This is a genomic window from Lactonifactor sp. BIOML-A5 (genome assembly GCF_009677585.1).
Taxonomy (GTDB): Bacteria; Bacillota; Clostridia; order Lachnospirales; family Lachnospiraceae; genus Lactonifactor.
Genome location: NZ_WKYV01000020.1, coordinates 42531 through 62674, shown reverse-complemented (window position 1 = coordinate 62674; position 20144 = coordinate 42531). Strand labels below are relative to the sequence as shown.

17 protein-coding genes are annotated in these 20144 nt (G+C 47.2%); 2 read left to right on the top strand and 15 right to left on the bottom strand.

Translation table 11 applies throughout. The features are described 5' to 3' along the window. Positions 1 to 23 precede the first annotated feature (23 nt). From acsB to GKG41_RS15380, 8 genes are all read right to left on the bottom strand, one after another. Positions 24 to 2153 (bottom strand): acetyl-CoA decarbonylase/synthase complex subunit alpha/beta, encoded by a 2130-nt coding sequence (acsB, locus tag GKG41_RS15415; protein ID WP_226902582.1) that lies wholly within the window; start codon positions 2151 to 2153, stop codon positions 24 to 26. A gap of 19 nt (positions 2154 to 2172) precedes the next feature. Beyond that, entirely contained in the window at positions 2173 to 2940 is a 768-nt protein-coding gene (locus GKG41_RS15410) for a carbon monoxide dehydrogenase accessory protein CooC (RefSeq protein ID WP_154260219.1), read from the bottom strand. A gap of 38 nt (positions 2941 to 2978) precedes the next feature. Continuing rightward, positions 2979 to 4871 carry an anaerobic carbon-monoxide dehydrogenase catalytic subunit gene (cooS, locus tag GKG41_RS15405; RefSeq protein ID WP_154260217.1) on the bottom strand — a complete coding sequence of 631 codons (1893 nt, stop codon included), beginning with the start codon at positions 4869 to 4871 and terminating at the stop codon, positions 2979 to 2981. A gap of 154 nt (positions 4872 to 5025) precedes the next feature. After that, positions 5026 to 5796: an AAA family ATPase gene (locus GKG41_RS15400; protein WP_154260214.1), complete on the bottom strand. Its 771-nt coding sequence runs from the start codon at positions 5794 to 5796 to the stop codon at positions 5026 to 5028. Positions 5797 to 6077: 281 nt separating this feature from the next. Continuing rightward, complete coding sequence (locus tag GKG41_RS15395; protein ID WP_154260211.1) at positions 6078 to 6257, bottom strand: CooT family nickel-binding protein; 180 nt, start codon at positions 6255 to 6257, stop codon at positions 6078 to 6080. 2 nt (positions 6258 to 6259) lie between these two features. Beyond that, positions 6260 to 6652: a cobalt transporter gene (locus GKG41_RS15390; protein WP_154260209.1), complete on the bottom strand. Its 393-nt coding sequence runs from the start codon at positions 6650 to 6652 to the stop codon at positions 6260 to 6262. A gap of 211 nt (positions 6653 to 6863) precedes the next feature. After that, entirely contained in the window at positions 6864 to 9446 is a 2583-nt protein-coding gene (locus GKG41_RS15385; RefSeq protein WP_154260206.1) for an SMC family ATPase, read from the bottom strand. Further along, entirely contained in the window at positions 9443 to 10588 is a 1146-nt protein-coding gene (locus GKG41_RS15380) for an exonuclease SbcCD subunit D (protein ID WP_173015619.1), read from the bottom strand. Before GKG41_RS15380 ends, GKG41_RS15385 begins: the two co-directional genes overlap by 4 nt. A 164-nt stretch (positions 10589 to 10752) precedes the next feature. On the opposite strand from GKG41_RS15380, the gene GKG41_RS15375 reads away from it, so the two are divergent. Further along, positions 10753 to 11601, top strand: coding sequence for an aldo/keto reductase (locus GKG41_RS15375; RefSeq protein ID WP_154260202.1), 849 nt, complete (start codon positions 10753 to 10755; stop codon positions 11599 to 11601). A gap of 59 nt (positions 11602 to 11660) precedes the next feature. Here GKG41_RS15375 and GKG41_RS15370 read toward each other — a convergent pair whose 3' ends face one another. From GKG41_RS15370 to GKG41_RS15355, 4 genes are read right to left on the bottom strand one after another with little or no spacing between them, the layout of a single operon-like run. Further along, complete coding sequence (locus tag GKG41_RS15370; protein WP_154260200.1) at positions 11661 to 12683, bottom strand: NAD(P)H-dependent glycerol-3-phosphate dehydrogenase; 1023 nt, start codon at positions 12681 to 12683, stop codon at positions 11661 to 11663. Positions 12684 to 12695: 12 nt separating this feature from the next. Beyond that, complete coding sequence (gene plsY / locus GKG41_RS15365; protein ID WP_154260198.1) at positions 12696 to 13343, bottom strand: glycerol-3-phosphate 1-O-acyltransferase PlsY; 648 nt, start codon at positions 13341 to 13343, stop codon at positions 12696 to 12698. Between the two features lie 7 nt (positions 13344 to 13350). Further along, positions 13351 to 14676 (bottom strand): ribosome biogenesis GTPase Der, encoded by a 1326-nt coding sequence (gene der, locus GKG41_RS15360; protein WP_154260195.1) that lies wholly within the window; start codon positions 14674 to 14676, stop codon positions 13351 to 13353. Continuing rightward, entirely contained in the window at positions 14639 to 16021 is a 1383-nt protein-coding gene (locus GKG41_RS15355) for a DUF512 domain-containing protein (protein ID WP_154260193.1), read from the bottom strand. Before GKG41_RS15355 ends, der begins: the two co-directional genes overlap by 38 nt. A gap of 156 nt (positions 16022 to 16177) precedes the next feature. Here GKG41_RS15355 and GKG41_RS15350 point away from each other — a divergent pair, with 156 nt between their 5' ends. Then, on the top strand, positions 16178 to 17344 hold the full coding sequence (locus GKG41_RS15350) for a ribose-phosphate pyrophosphokinase (protein ID WP_154260190.1): 1167 nt from the start codon (positions 16178 to 16180) through the stop codon (positions 17342 to 17344). 57 nt (positions 17345 to 17401) lie between these two features. On the opposite strand, the gene GKG41_RS15345 is transcribed toward GKG41_RS15350, so the two are convergent. The 3 genes from GKG41_RS15345 to GKG41_RS15335 form a co-directional block, all read right to left on the bottom strand. Continuing rightward, positions 17402 to 18655, bottom strand: coding sequence for a hypothetical protein (locus GKG41_RS15345; protein ID WP_154260188.1), 1254 nt, complete (start codon positions 18653 to 18655; stop codon positions 17402 to 17404). A gap of 209 nt (positions 18656 to 18864) precedes the next feature. Beyond that, positions 18865 to 19731: a peptidoglycan editing factor PgeF gene (pgeF, locus tag GKG41_RS15340; RefSeq protein ID WP_226902584.1), complete on the bottom strand. Its 867-nt coding sequence runs from the start codon at positions 19729 to 19731 to the stop codon at positions 18865 to 18867. A 21-nt stretch (positions 19732 to 19752) separates the two neighbouring features. Beyond that, the gene (locus GKG41_RS15335; RefSeq protein WP_154260186.1) at positions 19753 to 20112 is read right to left on the bottom strand and encodes a YraN family protein; all 360 of its coding nucleotides are present in this window, start codon (positions 20110 to 20112) and stop codon (positions 19753 to 19755) included. Between the last annotated feature and the right edge of the window lie 32 nt (positions 20113 to 20144).

Genomic DNA, 20144 nt, shown 5'->3' with positions numbered 1-20144 from the left:
TGTCCTACAAGTTCACTATAGAATTACATCATCGGATCCATGCTTAATGCAGGATGATTTTTTTCTGTCAGGAATGCTACCAGTGTCTCGGGATCTTCAGCAATTGTCTCGTCACCCACCATATCTGTGAAGTTGTCAATTCCATAAAGTTCCTTGGCCGTTGCATTTAATCTTTCAGCAACTGTCTCTTTCAGTTCCTTAGGCATCCAAACGATTCTTTCGATACCGCCTTCCGCCTTCATGAACTTCTTGGAAGCAATGAAGTGTTTACCATGTCCCATGAAACCAGGTGTCTGTACACCGCCGCCGGTCATGGAAGCCAGCTCTGGGAAAGTCATTCCAAGAGGAGTCATACCAGAATACTCACGGTTGGCAATGATAACACCGTTGGAGAATGGCTCAATACCGCAGATACACTCAAAGCATCCGCAGGATGTCATCGGTTTTTCCATAATGGAATACAGAGATACGTCTTCCAGAGCACCCTGGGAGAACTTGCGAACTGCTTCGTTAACATCTTCGTACTCACCGATTCTTTCATCGATACATTTTTCTTTTGTAATTACCTGACATGGACCAGCCGGATCCAGTTCGTTGGTAGCTTTAGCATCCAGCCATGAAACAGCACCGCAGAGACCAAGTCTTTCAGGTGTTACCACACATACGTGGGATGGAGAGAATGCCTGGCAGAGGATACAGCTGTAGTATACGTCAACAGACTCATCGGTCAGAGTCAGAAGTCTTGCATCACGTTTGTCGAATGCAGGGATTGCTAACTCATGACGGAGTTTTGTACAGTCTTCTGGATTTGTATAAATCTTAACCTGACACTTGTCAACAACAGCGTCAAATTCATTTTTAATCTTAGCATACAGCACTTCACCGATATGCTCCAGTTCAAATCCAGCTGCATGGGCGTCCTTGCTGATACGCACACGGATCATATCTCTCTGGCCTGTGTGCATTACACCTTCGATGCAGTTGATGTAGCTGTGGAACTTACGCTCAAATACAGGCTCAAAGTCAGACTGCATGTTCTTTCCTGCCACTTCCACAACGTAAGCAATACTCTGCTTGCTTCCAACTTCGAAATCGTCGATCTTTGGTCCAATCACTTCAATCTTGTGATCTTCTACTTCTGAAAGTTCTTTAGTCTGCACTAACTCGAAGCAGTCAACTCTGGAACCGTCGAATTCGATCTGCATATCGCCGCGGCGGATAATCTCGCCTTCGAATGCGGATGCAAAAGCAACCGGAATATCAATGTTTGTAATTTTCAGTTTGATGTTTCTGGCTTCCAGAGAAATCGGATTGAACTGAGAAACATCTTCGTATTTGATCAAGCTCTTAGGCACTGCCGGTGTGTAATCCATGTCGTTTGTAACAACAGGGAAACCGTAGTAGATAGCCCCTGCGCCGCAGGCAACTGTCTTCTCGTCCAGATTCTTGAATGCGTTGACAAAAGCAAAGATTCGGTCAAATGTGTATTTCTGTAATGCCGCTCTGTCACCAGGTGTTACATTACCGAAGATAAGAGCTGCTCTTAAAGCAACAGATACAATGTGGATTACAGAAGCAATATCCTCGCCCAGGGGAACCACACGTACGTTGAAACCAGTCTTATAACCCAGCTCTTTGATCTGCTCGATGCATTTTCCAACCAGAGCCACAAAGATACCCTGTGACTGATAGCTCTTAACCAGGTCTACTGCTTCCTGTGCAGTGGGAGCTTCACCGATAATAACGGCTACACCCGGGATATCGCCTGTTACCAGGGGCACGCCCAGTTCACGGATCTTGGCATCAGAAAAGTGTCCTTCGTATGGCAGTTCATATGGCTGAGCACCATCAATATATTTTAAAGCCTCGATAAACTCAGCGGAAAGTGCTGTGGCAACACCTGACTGGAACGCGCTGTCCAGACGTCTCTCTCTTGTCATGAGAGATTTGATGTATCCCAGGGCTTCTTTCATTTCTTTTAATGTAGAGATCTTGGTACCTGTCTCTGAGTAATAGCATGGTAAGCTGTAAGCAGTCTCAGGGAAACCAACTGCCTTGTCCTCACCGTATTTTGCAATAGCGTCATCGCATGCTTTTACCGCTTCTTCATACATGGCATCATTACCATTAAATACGATATCAAATAATAACACTGTTATACCTCCTATCAGATCATTGATCCTGATCGATTCTATCTTTGATTTTTATAATTTCTTCTGTTGCTGTTTTGCTGACATCATAGGGGGATTTACCCTGACGGTCAGCGTCAATCACTTCCTGATTGTAGTGAATAAAACCAAGTAAATCCTCAGCCGGGATCTTGCTCTTGATAAATTCCTCGTCCTCTTCGCCCCGAACCTTATTGGCAACCACACGCACCTGCTTTACGCCCAGGTCTTTTGCCAGACGCTTCACATTCTTGTATGTCTGGATGCTTCTGGCTCCGGGTTCAATGACAACGATAAACTGATCCATCCCTTCGGTAGTTCCCCGCCCCATGTGTTCCAGGCCGGCTTCCATATCCATGATTACCACGTCATCTCTGTGGAGCACCATATTATTTAAAATACGCTTCAGCATCACATGCTCAGGGCATACGCATCCGCCGCCCCCAGTCTCTACAGTTCCAAGCACAAGAAGCTTCACTCCGTTGCAGGACTTTCCGTAGGTATCCGGTATGTCATCTACCTTTGGGTTCAGTTTGTAAAATTTATTGTCGTTGCTGGCTCCGGTTCTCTCTTCTACCAGTTTTCTCATTTTTGAGATTGGTACAATAGAATCCAGGACTTCCTCTGAAAATCCTAAAGCCAGCCCAAGATTTGCATCCGGGTCTACATCTGCAGCCAGCACCTTTCTGCCTTCTTCAGCATAAAGTCTTGCCAGTGTCGCCGCAAAAGTTGTCTTTCCAACTCCGCCCTTTCCCGTTACTGCAATTTTCATGTCTATTCACCTTTCTATTACACGATTTTGAGAAGCTGTTAGATACCTAACGCAGCTCTCTTTTCTTCAATTCTTTCAATCATAAGATCGCCTAATTTATCAATATCTGATTCTACAGTATAAGCTGCCTCTACCCAGTCTCTTAATCCGCCCTTGAGCAGAGCATCCACTTCGCTGGATCCTGTTGCATAAGGTTCAACGCCAAGATAAGTGTCAATACCGGTAGATACAACGTAGTTACCGATAGATACCGCTTTTTCGGACATCCATTCAGGAGCACATCCCACAACAGGTACCTGTGAAATATTCCAGCCGGAATCTTTTGCAATTTCAGATGCAAGAATCATCATACGGCTGATATCTACGCAGGATCCCATATGAAGAACCGGAGGGATATCTGCCAGTTCGCAGACTCTCTTCAGGCCGGCGCCGCAGAGATCTTTTGCTCTCTTGTCCATCAGACCTGCTTTTGCAGCAGCCTGTGCAGAACATCCGGATACAATGAGAATAACATCGTTGGCAATTAATTTCTTCATTAATTCAATGTGAGCAGCGTCAGGTCTGATCTTCGGATTGTTACATCCAACCATAGCTACCGCACCCCTGAGAACACCGGATTTCACACAGTCAACCAGCGGCATTGTAGTTCCTGTCTTGTCAACGAAGGAGTTGGTAACACCGTCTAATTTATGGATAATTTCCTCGAAGGAATATCCCACAAATGCTTTCTGTTTCATATCTGGAATGTGAACTAATTCCGGATTTCTGTTTTTGAAGTTCTCAATTGCTGTCTTAACGATTAATTTTGCATTTTCTCCTGCGGACTCAGATGAGAAACGGATAAAGTCAGATTCCGGCATCTGCGCTACAGGTGAAGTGGTGATGAATTTTGTGTGGAAACATTTGCTTAATGGACCTAATGCCGGGAAGATACACTGAACGTCTACTACGATAGCTTCACAGGCGCCTGTAAGCACAACGTTTTCCTGCTGTAAGAAGTTACCTGCCATAGGAATTCCGCGGCGCATTGCAACTTCGTTAGAGGTACAGCATACACCGGAGATTGTGATTCCCTTTGCGCCTACAGATTTTGCAAGTGCAATCATTTCAGGATCTTCAGCATATTCACAGATCATTTCTGAAAGTGAAGGATCATGTCCGTGAACAACGATGTTTACGTTTTCCTCTTCCATAACACCTAAGTTAGCTTCTGTTTCCATTTCCTTAGGTGTTCCGAATAATACGTCAGAGAACTCTGTTCCCATCATGGAACCGCCCCAGCCGTCAGATAAACCGCAGCGAAGAGCCTGTCTTACCAAAGCTTCCGGCTTGGAAGAACATCCCATATGAGTCATATGTAATGCCTGAGATACCTCACGGTCGATTGCTCTTGGTTCAATCTCTTCTCTCTTCCAGATTTCCTGTGTATGCTCCGGCGCTCTCTTGATGAATTTCTGTGTTCCGAATGGTTTACCATATTCTAACAGACCTGTTTCCGCAACTTCATGAGCCAGGTCGTAGATATCTTTGCCTTCTGTCTCAATGCCCCATTCCTGAGCAATTCTTTTTAATTTTGCAGGATCCTTAACTGTGTAGTTTCCGCCTTCTCTTGTCTCATATAACGTATGGCAGATTTCACGTCCATGGTCAGAGTGAGTAGCAGATCCGCCTGCTGTAAAACGAAGGAAGTTTCTTCCTACGATACCATGTACATCACATCCACAGATTCCTCTCGGTGCTTTTTTTGTAATACGGCAAGGTCCCATAGAACAGATTCTACAGCAGACACCCTCCTCACCGAACTTACAGTGCGGTGTCTGATTTTTAACTCTTAACTGCCAGGAATCTGCACCAACTTTTGCACCTGTCTCCAACAGTCTCGCGGTAGCCGCTTCGAATTCTTCTACTGTGGTTAATTTGAATTCACTCATTAATATCCTCCTTTTAGAGCATTACCTTAAATTAACTCTTAGTTTTTGAGCGCTTGTAACCCATCCGCCCCCAGGGGTTATTGTTTTGTTTAAAAAAACCTCTCTCACACAGAGCAGCAATTACTTCACCTTGCAAGAGGGGAATTTCCAAATACTACAGGTTTAATTTGTCCACAATATCGCGCAGAGCCTTCTTTACCGGATTGCTTTCAGGCAGTTCAACTGTTGGCTTTCCGTCGCAGTCGTACTCATATACGCTCTCATCTTGTGGTACCACACCAAGAAGAGTTAGCCCTTGCTTTTCAATCTCTTCTTTTGTGCCTTCATTCAGTTCTCCATTCGGTGCACGGTTGACAATCAAACCGATGGTCTTAGGCTTCATGCCGCATTCTTCAATTAATTTTGCAATCCGGCCAACCGCCTGTACACCACGCCGTGAACAATCGCTGACCAGGATAGCGGTCTGCATGCTTGGAAGCACTCCGCGGCTGATATGCTCCATACCTGCCTCGTTGTCCACTACAATATAAGGATAATTTTTCTGATACTTGGCAAGCTGAGCCTGGAGAAGGCCATTCACATAACAATAACACCCTTTCCCCTGGGTTCTTCCCATCACCAGCAGATCAAAATCGTCATCCTCTACCAGTGCAGAATTAAACTTAAATTCCGCATAATCCGCTTTAGAGACACCTGCAGGAATCGGATTCTCTTTTGCAAGCTCTGCCTGCGCAATCTCCTCCCGCACATCTCCCAGTGTAGCTTCCACTTCTACTCCCAACACTTCATTCAGATTGGAATTGGCATCCGCATCCACAGCGAGAATAGGACCTTTTCCCTTTTCCCCCAGATACTGGATTAATAATCCGCATAAAGTTGTCTTTCCCACACCGCCTTTACCGGCTACAGCAATTACATGTGCCATTACGGGCACCTCCTATTTCTATCTAATCTAGTCTCTGTCCCGGACTGTTCCCACCCCTGCGTCGCCGCAGTTTTGTGAGACAGCTTCGGACTTGTTCCATGCATACAGATGGCATCCCCGGATACCGCCCATCCTCTTACAGCGGTACCAGCTGATTCCCCCTGCACGTCCTACGTCGCTGTTCCTTTACACCTTCATAATCTGTTCTCCATCTTTTATCCTCCACTCTCTTTTAATGATTTGCTTTTATCTTCAGGGCTTTCGCCCAAAAGCCCGTGCTGCTACCGGCAGTCCAGCTTAACAATACTGTTAGCCAGGTCTACCATAAGAATCCTGCCTTCTATCACCTGTTCTTCTCCCATGATATCCCGCAGGATCACTTTATCCCCGTCCACATCAATACGGCTGATGTTTCTGCAGATCACAGTGTCATCACTTTTCTGTACAGTTGCCAAACACATAATTATGCCTCCTTCTGATGCTCTTTTACCAGTGTCAGTGCAAGGCTCAGGCGCATATTGCCCTTCTGGAAGTCCGCAACGCCCTCTTCAATGGTTCTGGCTGCGTCCTCCATGCCTAATTTGCGAAGATTTTTGGCCATCTGATCCAGTTCCTCCGCGTGATGCTGATTATGCTGAAGCATATAGTTCAATAAAGCTGCAGTCTCATCTGCACAGCTGCCATTGCATTTCTCATTCCTGCAATCACATCCATGAGCATGAACATGGTCATGTTCCCCTTCATGCGTATGTTCGTGAGTATGAACATTTCCATCAGCGTGAACATGTTCATGAGTATGTTCACCATCATGTGCATGAGATATAACATGACCATTCTCGTCTTTCACTAAATGCATGTCTTATGTTCTCCTTTCCATAGCTAAATCCACTCAAGACAAACTTTGTGACAATTATTTATCAATTGTTTTCATTATAACTTGTTTCCAAATATTTAGCAAGAAATTCTTATTGGAAAGTTTATAAAAAAATCTTAATATTGTTTTTATTTCTAAACAATTTGACGTAAACTAAAAATATCCAATTTTACTTTGTTTATCAATTAACAAACTAACGGATTCTGCTTCCTTTTTTGCTTTTGAGTACCTGTATCTGGTTATCAATGCGCTCTTTTAGCTCATTAACGTGGGAAATAATCCCCACCAGCCGGTTGCCGTCGGCCAGGGTGGCCAGAGTGGCTATGGACTGTTCCAGCGATTCCTGATCCAGGCTTCCGAATCCTTCATCAATGAAAATTGTCTCTACCCATACACCCCCGGCAAAGCTCTGAATCACAGCCGACACTCCCAGCGCAAGAGCCAGAGCTGCTTTAAAAGCCTCGCCCCCGGACAAGGTTTTCACGGTTCTGACCTTTCCTGTATTGTAATCATACACATCCAAATCCAGGCCAATCTGACTCTGCCGGTTGCTGGTCTCCTCTCTGACCAAAAGTTCATAGCGGCCATTGGTCATTCCTTCCAGCTTTATATTGGCTTCTGCCACAATCATCCGGAAATAGGCAGACTGCACGTACCGTTCCAAGGAAAGTTTAGGCTTGCCGTTTAACGTGCCGTTGGCCGTATCGGAAAGGGTCTGAAGGCTTATCCGGTATTCCTCACTGCCTCTGCTCTCTTCCTCAAGGCGTTCCAGCTGCCTCTCCAGCTGCGTCAGCTGGCGTATGTCATTGTAAATCTGCTTTCTCTCTCTGGAAATTGCTTTCCTCTGGCTGTCCATATCCCCCAGACTTTTCTGGTAATAATCCTCTTCCCGGTACATCTTGCCCCGCAGCCGTTTTCCGAGACTGCGGATCTGCACCTGAAGCTCCTGCATCTCCTGCTGATATCTGCGGACCGTATTCTCCAGCTCTCCCAGCTCTTCCTGGGTGCAGAAAGCCTCTCTGGCAATTTTTTCACTTCCAAAGCCCTGTTTTTTTATTTGGTTCATGTACGTCTGTCTGGAGCACTTTACAGCCTCTTTGGCCTGGGGAAGCATCTTCTCCTGCTCTGCCAGGCGGCCCAGACACAGATGGTATTCATTTGTAGTCTCTTCCAGATGGTTCTTTATCTCTCTGCTCTCAGGGACATCACTTCGGATCCTGGATTTCTGTTTCGTTATCCTGACCTGCTGTTCTTCCAGTTTTTTCTGGATCCAGGGGAGCATAGCCCCGCCGTCCTTCTTTCTTCCAAGGCCCTGCACCTGCTCCAGCTGGCCCTTTCGCATCTCCCACTCTTTTTGATTCAGAGCGCATTTGTGAAAGGTTTCCTGCATTTTTTTCTGCAATGCGTCCTTTTTGGCTTCCAGTTTCCTCAGGGTTTCCTCATTCACATCCTTATGCAGAAGGGGCGCGGGCGCGGGGTGCTCCAGAGAGCCGCACACGGGACAGGGACTTTTATCCCGCAGGGTTCTGCTCAGGATTCCGGCCTGGCTTTTCAGAAAATCAGCCCTGTAGTTCTCATACTTTACTGAGCTCTGATTCACTTCACCAATCCTCTGTTCCAGCTCTTCCTTCAGTGCGGCCTGATCCTCTTCCAGTTTTATGACAGCCCTGGCCTCTGTCTCCTTTTCTTTCCAGTAATCCAGCTGCTGTTCCATATCCTCCAGAAGTTGCTTTTCCTTTTCCTGCCGCTCCTTCAGCTCTTCCATCCTCTCCCAGTTCTTTTTTTCTTTCTCCAGTTCTTTTTTTCTCTCTTTGAACTCACCATACAGACTCTGCAGACCCTCCAGCTCGGCGATTCTCTGCTCATGCTGTTCCAGCAGAGGCTTAACATACGTCACGGCCTTCTGCCCGTCTCTTCTTTTCTTCTCCAGTGCTTTCATGAGAACCGCCTCTTCTTTCTTGCCCTCCAGCCGTTCCCGCAGTTCTCCAAGCCGTTTCAGTTCCTGATTCTCCAGCTTGACCCGCTCATATTCCCGAAGCAGCTGTTCCCTCCTCTGCTCCAGCATCCCCTCTTCTTTTTTCAGCCTCTGGTCTTTTTTCCGGTTCTTTTCCAGAAGTTCTTCCAGACCCTGGGCCAGTTCCCCCTCCGGGAGTTCCCCCAGAGACGCCGGGAGCCCTTCAAGCACCTGTTTTTTTCTTTCCTGCCGATACCGTTCCTCTTCCCTGGCATGCGCAGCCATACTCTTTAACAAGTCAGATACTGTTTTATAATATTCCGTGCGGAACACCTTGCGGAACACTTCGCCCCGCACATCACTTCTGGCAAAGAGAAGATCCAAAAATTCGCCCTGGGCAATCATAGATACCTGCTTAAACTGCCGGTAATCCAGCCCCAGCAAATCCACTACAGCCTGATTCACATTTTTCTTTCCGGTAATCACGCTGCCGTCAGGGAGCGTAAGGACTGCCTCTGCCCGCCGTGTCTCTGAAAAGTACCGCTCCGCCTCGTATTCCCTGCCTTTGTGCAAAAACTTCAGACGGACCCTGGTAAGGGTTTTGCTGTCCGCATAATCACTTCTCAGATTTTCCGCTTTTCTGCTGCTGCCGCTGGTTTCGTCGTACAGGGCATACATAATTCCGTCAAAAATAGTAGTTTTTCCTGCCCCCGTATCGCCGCTGATTAAAAACAAACCCTGACGGTAAAAGGGTGTAAAATCAATTGTTACAGGGTCAGCATACGGCCCGAAGGCCTGCATCATCAGTTCTGTGGGTTTCATAATACATGTTCTCCTACTCTCTGCAGCACTTCCTCTAGAATCCTATTCTCCGCCGGAGACATTTCTACGTGGTTCTGCTTCTTATAAAACTCCTGAAATAATTCCCGGGGCGTGCGCAGTAAAATCTGCTCCGTCTTAAGGCCGCTCTCCTTTCGCTCCCTTGTCCTTGCATTATCAATGGCAAATTCCAGAAGCCCTGGAAAATACTCCCTGAGCCTCTCTACGGGCTGTTCCACCGGCTGTTCGTCTGTCAGAACGACCGAGAGATAATAACCGTTCCGGTACTCTCTGTACGCTTCCCCGGTCAGCTCCTCCATTGTTCCCCTGAGAACAGCCATCTCGTGAAGCGGCGAAAGAGGCAGCTTCCGCAGGGATACCTGTCCTTTCTCCTCTATATCTACGACCGTAACTGCCTTTTTATGATGAACCTCTGAAAATGAATATTTCAGAGGAGAACCTGCGTACCGCACTTCCGGTCTTCCAATCTTCTGCGGCCTGTGAATATGTCCCAGAGCCACATAATCAAAAGCGTCAAAGCAGGAGGCATCCACCTGTTCCAGCCCCCCCAGCGACAGCTGCTCAGAGTCTGAGGGAAGAGGCTTTTCCCCCTGCCACACCACATACTGGTGGGCTAAAAGGATATTTCTTTTCCCGCTGTCAATCTCAGCCGTCCGAAGCACCGCCTGTACCGCCTCCTCATACGTCTCAGGGGATTCTTCAAAGTAAGGTCTGAGCGCTGCCGGCTTGATAAAAGGCATCTGCCACACAGTGAGCTCCCCCCGCTCGTCACAGAGCACTGTATGGGGAAGCTCTCCTTTAAATCCCCCTGCAATATGCACTTTATTCTTAGCCAAAAGGTTTCTGGCGAAGTCCAGGCGCTCAGGAGAATCATGATTTCCGCTGATGATAAATATGTCAAGACCGGCTTCTGCCAGCCTTTCCAGAAAAGAATCAAACAGTACCACGGCTTCCCCGGAGGGAATGCTTTTATCATAAATGTCCCCGGCAATTAAAATGCCCTGGGGCCGTTCCTTTTTTATCTCCAGTAATACTTTCTCCAGAATGTCTCTCTGGTCCTCCAGCAGGCTTTCCCCCAGAAGTTTCTTTCCCAGGTGTAAGTCTGCGATATGAAAAAATCTCATAGACAGCCTCCTTTGCTGCAAATGCATTCCGGTGCAGCAATTACTCTGCACCGGCCATCCACCCTCATAGTACCATGGATTTATTAAAAAGTTAATAAATACCTATCATTTCTTTCATAATTTTGTGATATACTGCACAAGAATATAATATAAGGAGGGATGGTATGTCCTTAGAAACACATTCAATTATACTGAATAACGAAAGAGAAATGCCGATGTTGGGCTTAGGAGTATATAAAGCAACCGGGAACAACGAAGTAGAGAACGCCATCTGCTGGGCCGTGGAGGCAGGATACCGCCTCATAGATACCGCTTCTGTCTATAAAAACGAAGAAGGTGTGGGACGGGGAATCAAAGCTGCTTCCGTAAAGCGCGAGGAATTATTCGTAACCACCAAGGTCTGGAATAACGCCCAGCGTATGAACGACGTAGAAGGAGCTTTTAACCGAAGCCTGGAACGCCTGGGGCTGGAATACGTGGATCTCTATCTGATTCACTGGCCGGTGGCGGGCTGTTACATCGCTACCTGGAAAGCGCTGGAGAAGATATACAGTTCAGGCCGCGCCAAATCCATCGGGGTAAGCAACTTTTCTGTTCAGGATCTGGAAAAGCTGAACGAGCAGTGCGGCATTGTACCCGCCGTGAATCAGATAGAATTCCACCCGCTTTTCAATCACCCGGAGCTGCTTTCTTACTGCCGCGCACACCACATCGCGGTACAGGCATACGCTCCCCTTGCACGAGGGGCCTACTTAGACGAAGAGACTGTCGCCCGAATCGCCGTCCGCCGGGGCAAAACCCCAGCCCAGATCGGTCTTCGCTGGTCTGTACAGCAGGGCATATCCGTCATTCCCAAATCCTCGAAAAAAGATCGCATCTACAGCAATGCACAGATCTTTGACTTCTCCCTCACCCCGGAAGAAATGGAGGCGCTGAACGCTCTGGACCGCCAGCAGCGCACTGCCAGCATCCCTGAAGATCTCCTGGGCCAATATGAAATCCTAACGAAATAATAATCTAAGTTTTCGGACATTAAAAGACGGTGCATCTGCGGATACACCGTCTTTCATTGTCAATTCACCTTTTCTTCCCACCTGCTGTCCCAGGACTCTATTTTCTTATCCCGAAGCATCAGCTCCTGAACCGCCTCCCCGGGGGATTTTCCCTGAAAGAGCACTTTATTAACCTGGGAAATAATGGGCAGCTCCACCTGATATTTCTCTGCCAGCCCCATGGCAGCCTTTGCGGAATACACGCCTTCCACCACCATTTTCACTTCTTCCATAGCCTGTTCCGTGGTTTTCCCCTGACCGATCAGATAGCCGGCCTTCCGGTTCCTGCTGTGGACACTGGCACAGGTTACAATCAAATCCCCGATTCCGGACAAGCCGTAGAAGGTATCTGCCTTTGCTCCCATAGCAATGCCCAGACGGGATATTTCTGTAATCCCTCTGGTAATCAAAGCTGCTTTTGTATTGTCGCCGTAACCAAGTCCGTCTGCAGTTCCTGCCGCCAGGGCAATTACGTTTTTCAGCGCCGCTCCCAGCTCAATTCCCAGGATGTCCGGGCTGATATAGACTCTGAATACGGGACTCATAAAAATATTCTGGAGAATCTCGGCAGTCTCCTTGTGGTGCGCACCAATCACACAGGTTGTGGGGAGTTTGCGCCCCACTTCCTCGGCATGGCTGGGGCCGGATAAAACCGCAACGTCAGCCTGGGGGATTTCTTCTTCAATCTGCTCGCTCAAGGTAAGAAGCGTCTCCTCCTCAATTCCCTTGGCCACATTTACAATCAGCTGTCCCTCCGGCAGCCCGCAACTTATCCTGCGGGCCAGTCCCCGGGCCGCGATGGATGGAACCGCCATAACCAGAAGATCTCTGCCCGGGAGCGCCTCTTCCAGTTCAGAAGTAAACCTCATGCTGTCCGGAAGCTTCACTCCGGGAAGCTTTGACACATGTTCTCTCTTCTCCCTGAGCTCATCTGCCTCCTCTTTTTTCCTGGACCACAGGATCACCTCATGTCCGTTGTCGCACAGCAGGACAGACAGTGCAGTTCCCCAGCTTCCCGCTCCAAGTACACTGATTTTTGCCATATGATCACCCCTTTACTTTTCACTCTTACTGTTCAGATAGGTCCTTCGCTCGGTTCCCCTGATCAGCCTTACAATATTTTCCCTGTGGCGGTAGAAGGCAAGACATGCCAAAAGCGCCACAACCACATACAGCTCCCTTAGCTCCGCCTGAGGCATATGGAAGAGTCCCATCTGTCCCATAACCAGCGTACTCCCTAAAAATGCCAGATAGCCGGTCAGGGAGCTCAAAGATACATAGTGCGTCGTAAAAAACAGAACCAAAAACACGGTTGCTGCAATAAGTAACACTCTCCAGTCAAAGGATGCCACCAGTCCCACAGAGGCGGCAATCCCCTTCCCTCCCCGGAATCCCAGATTCACAGGGAAATTATGTCCAAGAATACAGCCTGCCGCCGCATACATTCCCAACAGCCGTATGGTATCCGGATGGCTGCTCCCAAAGATAGCCCGTACAAGAAGTACGGCAAACACACATTTAAAACAATCTCCCAGCAGGGTAATAATCCCAGCCTTTTTCCCCAGGGTCCGCAGGGCATTTGTTGTCCCTGCATTCCCGCTGCCATGCTCCCGGATATCTATGCCGTTCATTCTTCCGTAAATATAAGAAGTCTGAAACAGCCCAAACACATAACCGATTGCCAGACAAATGATACGTACCATGATTTCCTTACTCCTTCTCTTTCCGTTCTCGAATAATAAATTTCAGAGAGGTTCCTCTGAATCCAAAAGCTTCCCTTATTTTATTTTCCAGATAACGGGTATAGGAGAAGTGCATCAGTTCTTTATCGTTCACAAAAATAACAAAAGTAGGCGGTTTCACCGACACCTGGGTAATGTAATACAGCTTCAGCCGTTTTCCCTTGTCGGAAGGCGGCTGCTGCAGAGCAATGGCTTCTGCCATTATTTCATTGAGCACCCCTGTCTGAATCCGGAGAGTCTGGTTCTCCAGCACCATATCAATAGTATCAAACAGCTTAGGCAGTCTCTGGCCGGTCTCCGCGGAGATGAACATCAGTTCCGCGTAGGGCATATACGAGAGGAATTCCCTTACCTTACTGGTATATTTGTATATGGTCTTATCATTCTTCTCTATTGCGTCCCACTTATTGACAGCAATGATAATCCCTTTTCCTCTCTCGTGGGCAATCCCGGCGATTTTCGCATCCTGCTCCGTGATCCCCTCCACCGCGTCAATGACCACAATCACCACATCCGCCCGGTCAACTGCAGTCACGGTGCGGATAATGCTGTATCTCTCCAGTTCTTCTTTGATCTTGTTCTTTCTTCGGAGACCTGCTGTGTCTATAAAGATATATTCCCGCCCCTGCCACATAATATTCGTGTCAATAGCATCTCTGGTGGTTCCTGCAATATCTGAGACAATCACTCTGGACTGTCCCAGCAGCTTGTTAATAATGGAGGATTTCCCAACATTGGGCTTGCCTACAATAGCAACCCTTGGGATGTCGTCCTCTTCCTCTTCTTCCTCTTCCTCCTCAAAGTGGCGTACCACTTCATCCAGCATATCTCCCAGGCCCAGCTTGGAAGATGCCGAGATAGGAAATGGCTCCCCGATTCCAAGGTTGTAAAACTCATATACATCCATGAGCAGTTTGTCAAAATTATCTACCTTATTCACGGCAAGAACTACGGGTTTGCCGCTTCTGCGGAGCATATCCGCCACCTTTGCGTCGGCATCCACCAGTCCCTGTCGCACATCGGTTATAAATATGATCACATCCGCCGTATCAATGGCAATCTGCGCCTGTTCCCTCATCTGGGACAGGATGATATCCTTGCTTTCCGGTTCAATCCCTCCGGTATCAATCATGGTAAATCCATGATTCAGCCAGCTGACATCTGCATAGATACGGTCCCTGGTAACCCCGGGGGTATCCTTTACTATTGATATATTCTGGCCTGCCAGGGCGTTAAACAGCGTTGATTTGCCCACATTAGGGCGTCCCACAATTGCTACTATTGGTTTGCTCATATATTTGTCTCCTTCTATGTTCTCTTCCTGTTGTCTCTCCCAGAAGCGCCTCCACCAAGTCTGCGCCCTGAGTGTCTACCACACTTACAGGAACCTGAAGGGTCCCTTCCAGTTCTTCTACAGTCACGTCGTCCAAAAAAACATTCTCTCCGCTTCGCAGCATATTACAGGGCAACAGCAGTTCTTCTCCCAGATTCCGGCCCGTAAGCTGTTTTTTCAGATCCTGACCAGTGAGAAGACCCGACACCGTAATGCTCTCTCCGAAGAAAAAATTAGTCACCGGATATACGCTGCAGATTACATTGGGGTATTTTTTCTTAAGGCTCCTCACATGTCTGCAGATGTGAGGATAGGCCAGTTTTCCGGTGGCAATGGAGATATGCCTCTCTCTGCCGTCGCCTTCCCGGCTCTCAAGGGCTTCTGTTACCTCTTCTTCCAACAGCCGGAGCATTCCCACTCCATTTTCCAGCTGGAGGTATCCATCGTACCGTTCTTCCGGGGGGAGCTCCTCTCCTGCCAAAAGATACCATTCATCGCTTGCATGGATAAAGTGCAGTCCGTATGCATCATACAGCTTCTTCTGCCACCGGTGAACAGTTTCCAGTACCCGGACAGCATCTTCCTGCTGAAACGGTTCCAGCCGGGTAAGCCCCTCCCGATAGCGGCTGAGTCCCACAGGAACCACCGAAACACTGCGCAGATGGGGCAGGTACTCAGCCAGATCCCCGATGCTTTTTTCCAGCTCCTTGCCGTCATTATACCCTTTGCAGAGCACAATCTGCCCATTCATCTCTATACCGGCCTCATACAGCCTGTCTACCTTGGAAAAAATGTCCCCGGCAAAACGGTTATTCAGCATCTTACAGCGAAGTTCGGGATTTGTTGTCTGAAATGATATATTTATAGGAGAAAGATGGTAGTGAATAATTCTGTCAATATCGTGGTCACTCATGTTCGTGAGGGTTACATAGTTGCCCTGCAAAAAGGAAAGCCTGGAATCATCGTCTTTAAAATAAAGAGTCTCCCGCATTCCAGGCGGCATCTGGTCAATAAAGCAGAAAATGCACCGGTTCCTGCAGGAACGGTAATCATCCATCAGACTGTTCTGAAACTCAATCCCCAGATCCTCCTGGGCATCCTTTTCTATTTCCAGCAGCCACTCCTCCCCGTCAGCCTTTCGCACCAACAGTTCTATATACTCATCATTTACCAGGTAGTGGTAATCAAATACATCTTCTATCTCCTGTCCATTGATGGCCAGCACCTCATCCATAGGTTCCAGATTCATCTCTTCTGCTATACTGTCTCCGGCAATCTGCCGGATTATATGCTTTGTTTTTTTCATAATTTACTCGACCTTTCATCTTTTATATCATACCAACTTTGTAGTAAAAAAGCAATAATTTCCTTGACGGGGGCAAGTCACTGATGATATAACTACTATAGTATGACAAAATAGTGTAATTCTGTCAAAATAACACACAAACTGTCGGAGGTTATTATGGTTGATATCAGCTTACTGGAGAAATCCATTCCGGTTGCACCTTTAAAGATTGCAGCTTTGGCCGGCTGCAGGGAACTGGCATCACAGGTGGATTCTTATCTGGTTCAATTTCGGAAAGAGCTTATTGCTCACAATACATCAGGGGTGACACTGCACGGTTACTCCGAGGACTCTTTTCTTGCGGACTGCGAATGCCCCAGATTTGGTACCGGGGAAGGAAAGGGCCAGTACAAGGAATCTATCCGAGGGGTAGATTTATACATTATGGTAGACGTATGCAATTACAGCATTACCTACAAGGTGTGCGGCTATGAAAATCATATGTCACCGGACGATCATTATCAGGATCTGAAACGCATGATTTCTGCCGCAACAGGGAAAGCACACCGTATTAATGTTATTATGCCCTTTTTGTACGAAAGCAGACAGCACCGCCGTTCCAAAAGGGAATCCCTTGACTGCGCGCTGGCATTAGAAGAATTAGTGAATATGGGAGTGAGCAACATCATAACCTTTGATGCTCACGATCCCAGGGTACAGAATTCCATTCCTCTGTCAGGCTTTGACAATTTTATGCCCACCTATCAGTTCCTGAAAACCCTCACCTCCAGTGTGGAAGACTTCCACATGGACAACGATCATCTGATGGTTATCAGCCCCGACGAGGGGGCCATGCCAAGAGCCGTATACTTCTCCAACATTCTTGGGGTAGACATGGGCATGTTCTATAAGCGCAGAGACTATTCCACAGTGGTAGACGGCAGAAATCCAATCGTCGCTCATGAGTTCCTGGGAGATTCCGTGGAGGGAAAAGATGTAATCATCATTGACGACATGATATCCTCCGGGGAAAGTATGCTGGATGTAGCCAAACAGCTGAAAGAAAGAAAAGCCGGGCGGGTATTTGTATGCACTACCTTCGGCCTCTTTACCAACGGCATGGAAAAGTTCGACGAATACTATGAAAAGGGGTATATCTCCAAAGTAATCACAACGAATCTGAATTACAGAAACCCTGAGGTGCTAAAACGCCCTTACTATCTTGAAGCTGATATGAGCAAATACCTGGCAAGCATTATGGATACTCTGAACCACGATGTTTCCGTGGAAAAGGTTCGCTCCACCACTAAGAAAATCAATCAGCTGCTAAAACGGGAAAAATAAGCAAAAAAGAACCGCCTTTGAAGCGGTTCTTTTTTTACGTCTCACACGTTGCAATGATTAATTCAGGCGGTAAACATCAGCGTATTTCACACCAAATCCATAGGTATCGGAATGGTTATTCATATAGACATCCACATGCCCGTATGCGGTACCTCTGTCTTCTACGGTATATACATTGCCGTTAATCAATAGCTTTGTCCCAAAGGGAACTCCGCCCATTGCTACGGTTCTGCCCTCAGAAGGTGTGGTTCCTGACGCTGTCAGTCCGTTGGCCCACTGCCCGCAGCACTGTTCACAGTTACAGTAGGCAGTTAATTTAAATTTACCTAAATACTCCCCTTGTGAGGAATTGGAAGAAGAACTGCTTTCCTCCGAAGAATCCTCTTTTGCTGTCTCTTCTTTTTTGCTCTCCTCTTTGGAAGTATTCTCTTTTTCGGTGTCTTCTTTTTTGCTTTCCTCTTTGGATGGCTGCTTATTGGACGCGCTGCTCTCCTTGACGGATGCGGTCTGTACGGCTTCCTTGGAAGCCTGTTCCTGTTTCTTGGCTGCCAGAGCGGCGGCGGCCTCCTCATCCTTTGCCTGTTTTAACAGGCCGTTCAAAGTTTCCTCCTGGCTGTTTACTTTAGCCAGCAGCGCTTTTGCCTCAGATTCAGATTCTGTAATCTGACCGGCATATGTATTAATCTGATCATAAGTAGAAGCCACCAGTTCTTCCACTTCTTCCTGCTTTGCCGTACTCTCCTGCTGAAGGGTCTCAATTGCCTGCTGTTCTGTCTTTACTTTCTCTTCCTGCTGGGCAATCTGTTCCTTTGTTTCCGCATACTCGGCCAGCTTGTCCCTGTCATAGCGTGACATCTGCGCAATATTATCTGCCCGGTTCAGAAAATCTGTAAAACTCTCAGCGGCAAAAAGTACTTCTATATAACTTGAGTTATTCTTCTCATACATGTACTGGATGCGGACTTTCATGGCCTCGTACTGCTCTTTTTCTAATTCCTTTGCAGCCTCCAGCTCTTTTTCCACTTCCTGCAGCTCTTTCTGCTTGTCCTCGTATTTGTCCTGAAGCTCCGAAAGACTGTCGCTCAAATCAGAAAGCTGTTGATTCAAGTCTGTCAAATAATTCTCTAATTCACCTTTTTTGGTTTCCAGATTGCTGATCTTATCTTTTGTCTGGTTCAGCGTGGATTGTGTCTCCTGCTTTTGCGCCTTGGTATCAGAGATTTTATCCTGAGTAGAGGCGTAGCAGGGTAGTACAGAGCCTGTCAGCATCAAGGAAGCCAAAAATACGCTCATTATTTTTTTATTCTTCATAAATAAATCTCCCATACTTTTCTAACGTGGAATCATTATATCACACTTTTTTAATAAAAGGTAGCGTTTTTCTTCATTTTTGTAACATGTGCGTAACATTTTGTTACATTTTAGAAATTTTTATGCAGTTAGTCTATATCCCGCTGGATAAATATGGAATTTTTGTTACTTATGACCTAATATCTGATTGACATAAAATTTATATTTTTTTAGAACTGTGAATTATCACGAAGTTGCAGAAAGGCAGCCAGATTGCCTCTTTTTCCCTTGCTTGCCCTGTGGGAAAACAGATGCCGGGGATTGCAGCAGGTGCAAAGATTGGGAAGAGAAATGTTTTTTTCCGGGATCCCAGCCTCTCTCATCACCAGCTCATTGGCTTTCCAAAGGTTCAGCTGATACTTTCCATTCTTCTTATCCTGTATCATACCTGAATGGGTCTCACGGGGAAATGCACGTTTAAAAGCATCCGCCACATCCCCGCTTACCTCATAACAGTCCTGGCAGATAGAAGGTCCGATGGCAGCGATAATATCTTTAGGATCCGTTCCATATTCCCTGGTCATGGCCTCTACCGTTGCCTTTCCCATCTTGTTCACCGTTCCCCGCCATCCCGAATGGCTCAGGCCAATGGCCTTTTTTCTGGGATCCAGAAAGTACAGGGGCACGCAGTCTGCATAGAAGGTTGTCAGAACCAGCCCAGGAACATTGGTAATCAGTCCGTCTATGTCTCTGTAATCCTTCTCCTTCGTAAGCCCTTTTCCTCTGTCTTCCTCTGACGCCACACGGATATTGGTTGTATGTGTCTGATCCGTGCAGACAATACTATCACAAGAAAAGCCCACGGCATCTGCAATCCTGTGATAATTCTCCCTCACAGACTCCGGATCATCGCCTCTCGTAAAGCTCAGATTCATGGAGGAAAAAATACCGCGGCTCACTCCTCCCCAGCGTGTTGTAAACCCATGGGTTACCAGGCCAGTCTCCTCCAGTGCCTGAAAGCCAAGATATATGACACCTTTCTTCTCGTGCACCTGCATCCTGGGCATATGACTGTCTTTCCAAATCCAATCTACCATCTGTTATCCTCCTGCATGCTCTTATATATGGAAGGAAAATGCATCTTTAATCAGAAGTATCTCCTCCGGCGTGATTCCCACCACATCAAAACGGCAGGGAACGGACTCTCCCATCCCCCTGCCTGTCAGATAATACCATGCCGTCCTGCAGATTCTTCTCTGTTTACTGCTGTTCACTGCCAAAAGAGGCCCTCCCTGCCTCACCGAGGTTCTGTATTTTACCTCTACAAAACACAGATACCTGCCGTCCCTGGCAATGATATCAATCTCTCCTAGAGCGCAGCGGTAATTTTTTGCCAGGATTCGATATCCCTGGTCTGTGAGATAACGGGCTGCAATCTCCTCATACTGCGTTCCGGTTTTACGGGTGTTTTCTCTCATATAGTTCTATACGCTTCCTGTGATTTCCAAAT

What these genes read in the sequence shown, in the direction of transcription:
- GKG41_RS15410 (WP_154260219.1), bottom strand. Translation starts at nt 2,940, where the DNA reads ATGAAAATTGCAGTAACGGGAAAGGGCGGAGTTGGAAAGACAACTTTT.
- cooS (WP_154260217.1), bottom strand. Translation starts at nt 4,871, where the DNA reads ATGAGTGAATTCAAATTAACCACAGTAGAAGAATTCGAAGCGGCTACC.
- GKG41_RS15400 (WP_154260214.1), bottom strand. Translation starts at nt 5,796, where the DNA reads ATGGCACATGTAATTGCTGTAGCCGGTAAAGGCGGTGTGGGAAAGACA.
- GKG41_RS15395 (WP_154260211.1), bottom strand. Translation starts at nt 6,257, where the DNA reads ATGTGTTTGGCAACTGTACAGAAAAGTGATGACACTGTGATCTGCAGA.
- GKG41_RS15390 (WP_154260209.1), bottom strand. Translation starts at nt 6,652, where the DNA reads ATGCATTTAGTGAAAGACGAGAATGGTCATGTTATATCTCATGCACAT.
- GKG41_RS15385 (WP_154260206.1), bottom strand. Translation starts at nt 9,446, where the DNA reads ATGAAACCCACAGAACTGATGATGCAGGCCTTCGGGCCGTATGCTGAC.
- GKG41_RS15380 (WP_173015619.1), bottom strand. Translation starts at nt 10,588, where the DNA reads ATGAGATTTTTTCATATCGCAGACTTACACCTGGGAAAGAAACTTCTG.
- GKG41_RS15375 (WP_154260202.1), top strand. Translation starts at nt 10,753, where the DNA reads ATGTCCTTAGAAACACATTCAATTATACTGAATAACGAAAGAGAAATG.
- GKG41_RS15370 (WP_154260200.1), bottom strand. Translation starts at nt 12,683, where the DNA reads ATGGCAAAAATCAGTGTACTTGGAGCGGGAAGCTGGGGAACTGCACTG.
- plsY (WP_154260198.1), bottom strand. Translation starts at nt 13,343, where the DNA reads ATGGTACGTATCATTTGTCTGGCAATCGGTTATGTGTTTGGGCTGTTT.
- der (WP_154260195.1), bottom strand. Translation starts at nt 14,676, where the DNA reads ATGAGCAAACCAATAGTAGCAATTGTGGGACGCCCTAATGTGGGCAAA.
- GKG41_RS15355 (WP_154260193.1), bottom strand. Translation starts at nt 16,021, where the DNA reads ATGAAAAAAACAAAGCATATAATCCGGCAGATTGCCGGAGACAGTATA.
- GKG41_RS15350 (WP_154260190.1), top strand. Translation starts at nt 16,178, where the DNA reads ATGGTTGATATCAGCTTACTGGAGAAATCCATTCCGGTTGCACCTTTA.
- GKG41_RS15345 (WP_154260188.1), bottom strand. Translation starts at nt 18,655, where the DNA reads ATGAAGAATAAAAAAATAATGAGCGTATTTTTGGCTTCCTTGATGCTG.
- pgeF (WP_226902584.1), bottom strand. Translation starts at nt 19,731, where the DNA reads ATGGTAGATTGGATTTGGAAAGACAGTCATATGCCCAGGATGCAGGTG.
- GKG41_RS15335 (WP_154260186.1), bottom strand. Translation starts at nt 20,112, where the DNA reads ATGAGAGAAAACACCCGTAAAACCGGAACGCAGTATGAGGAGATTGCA.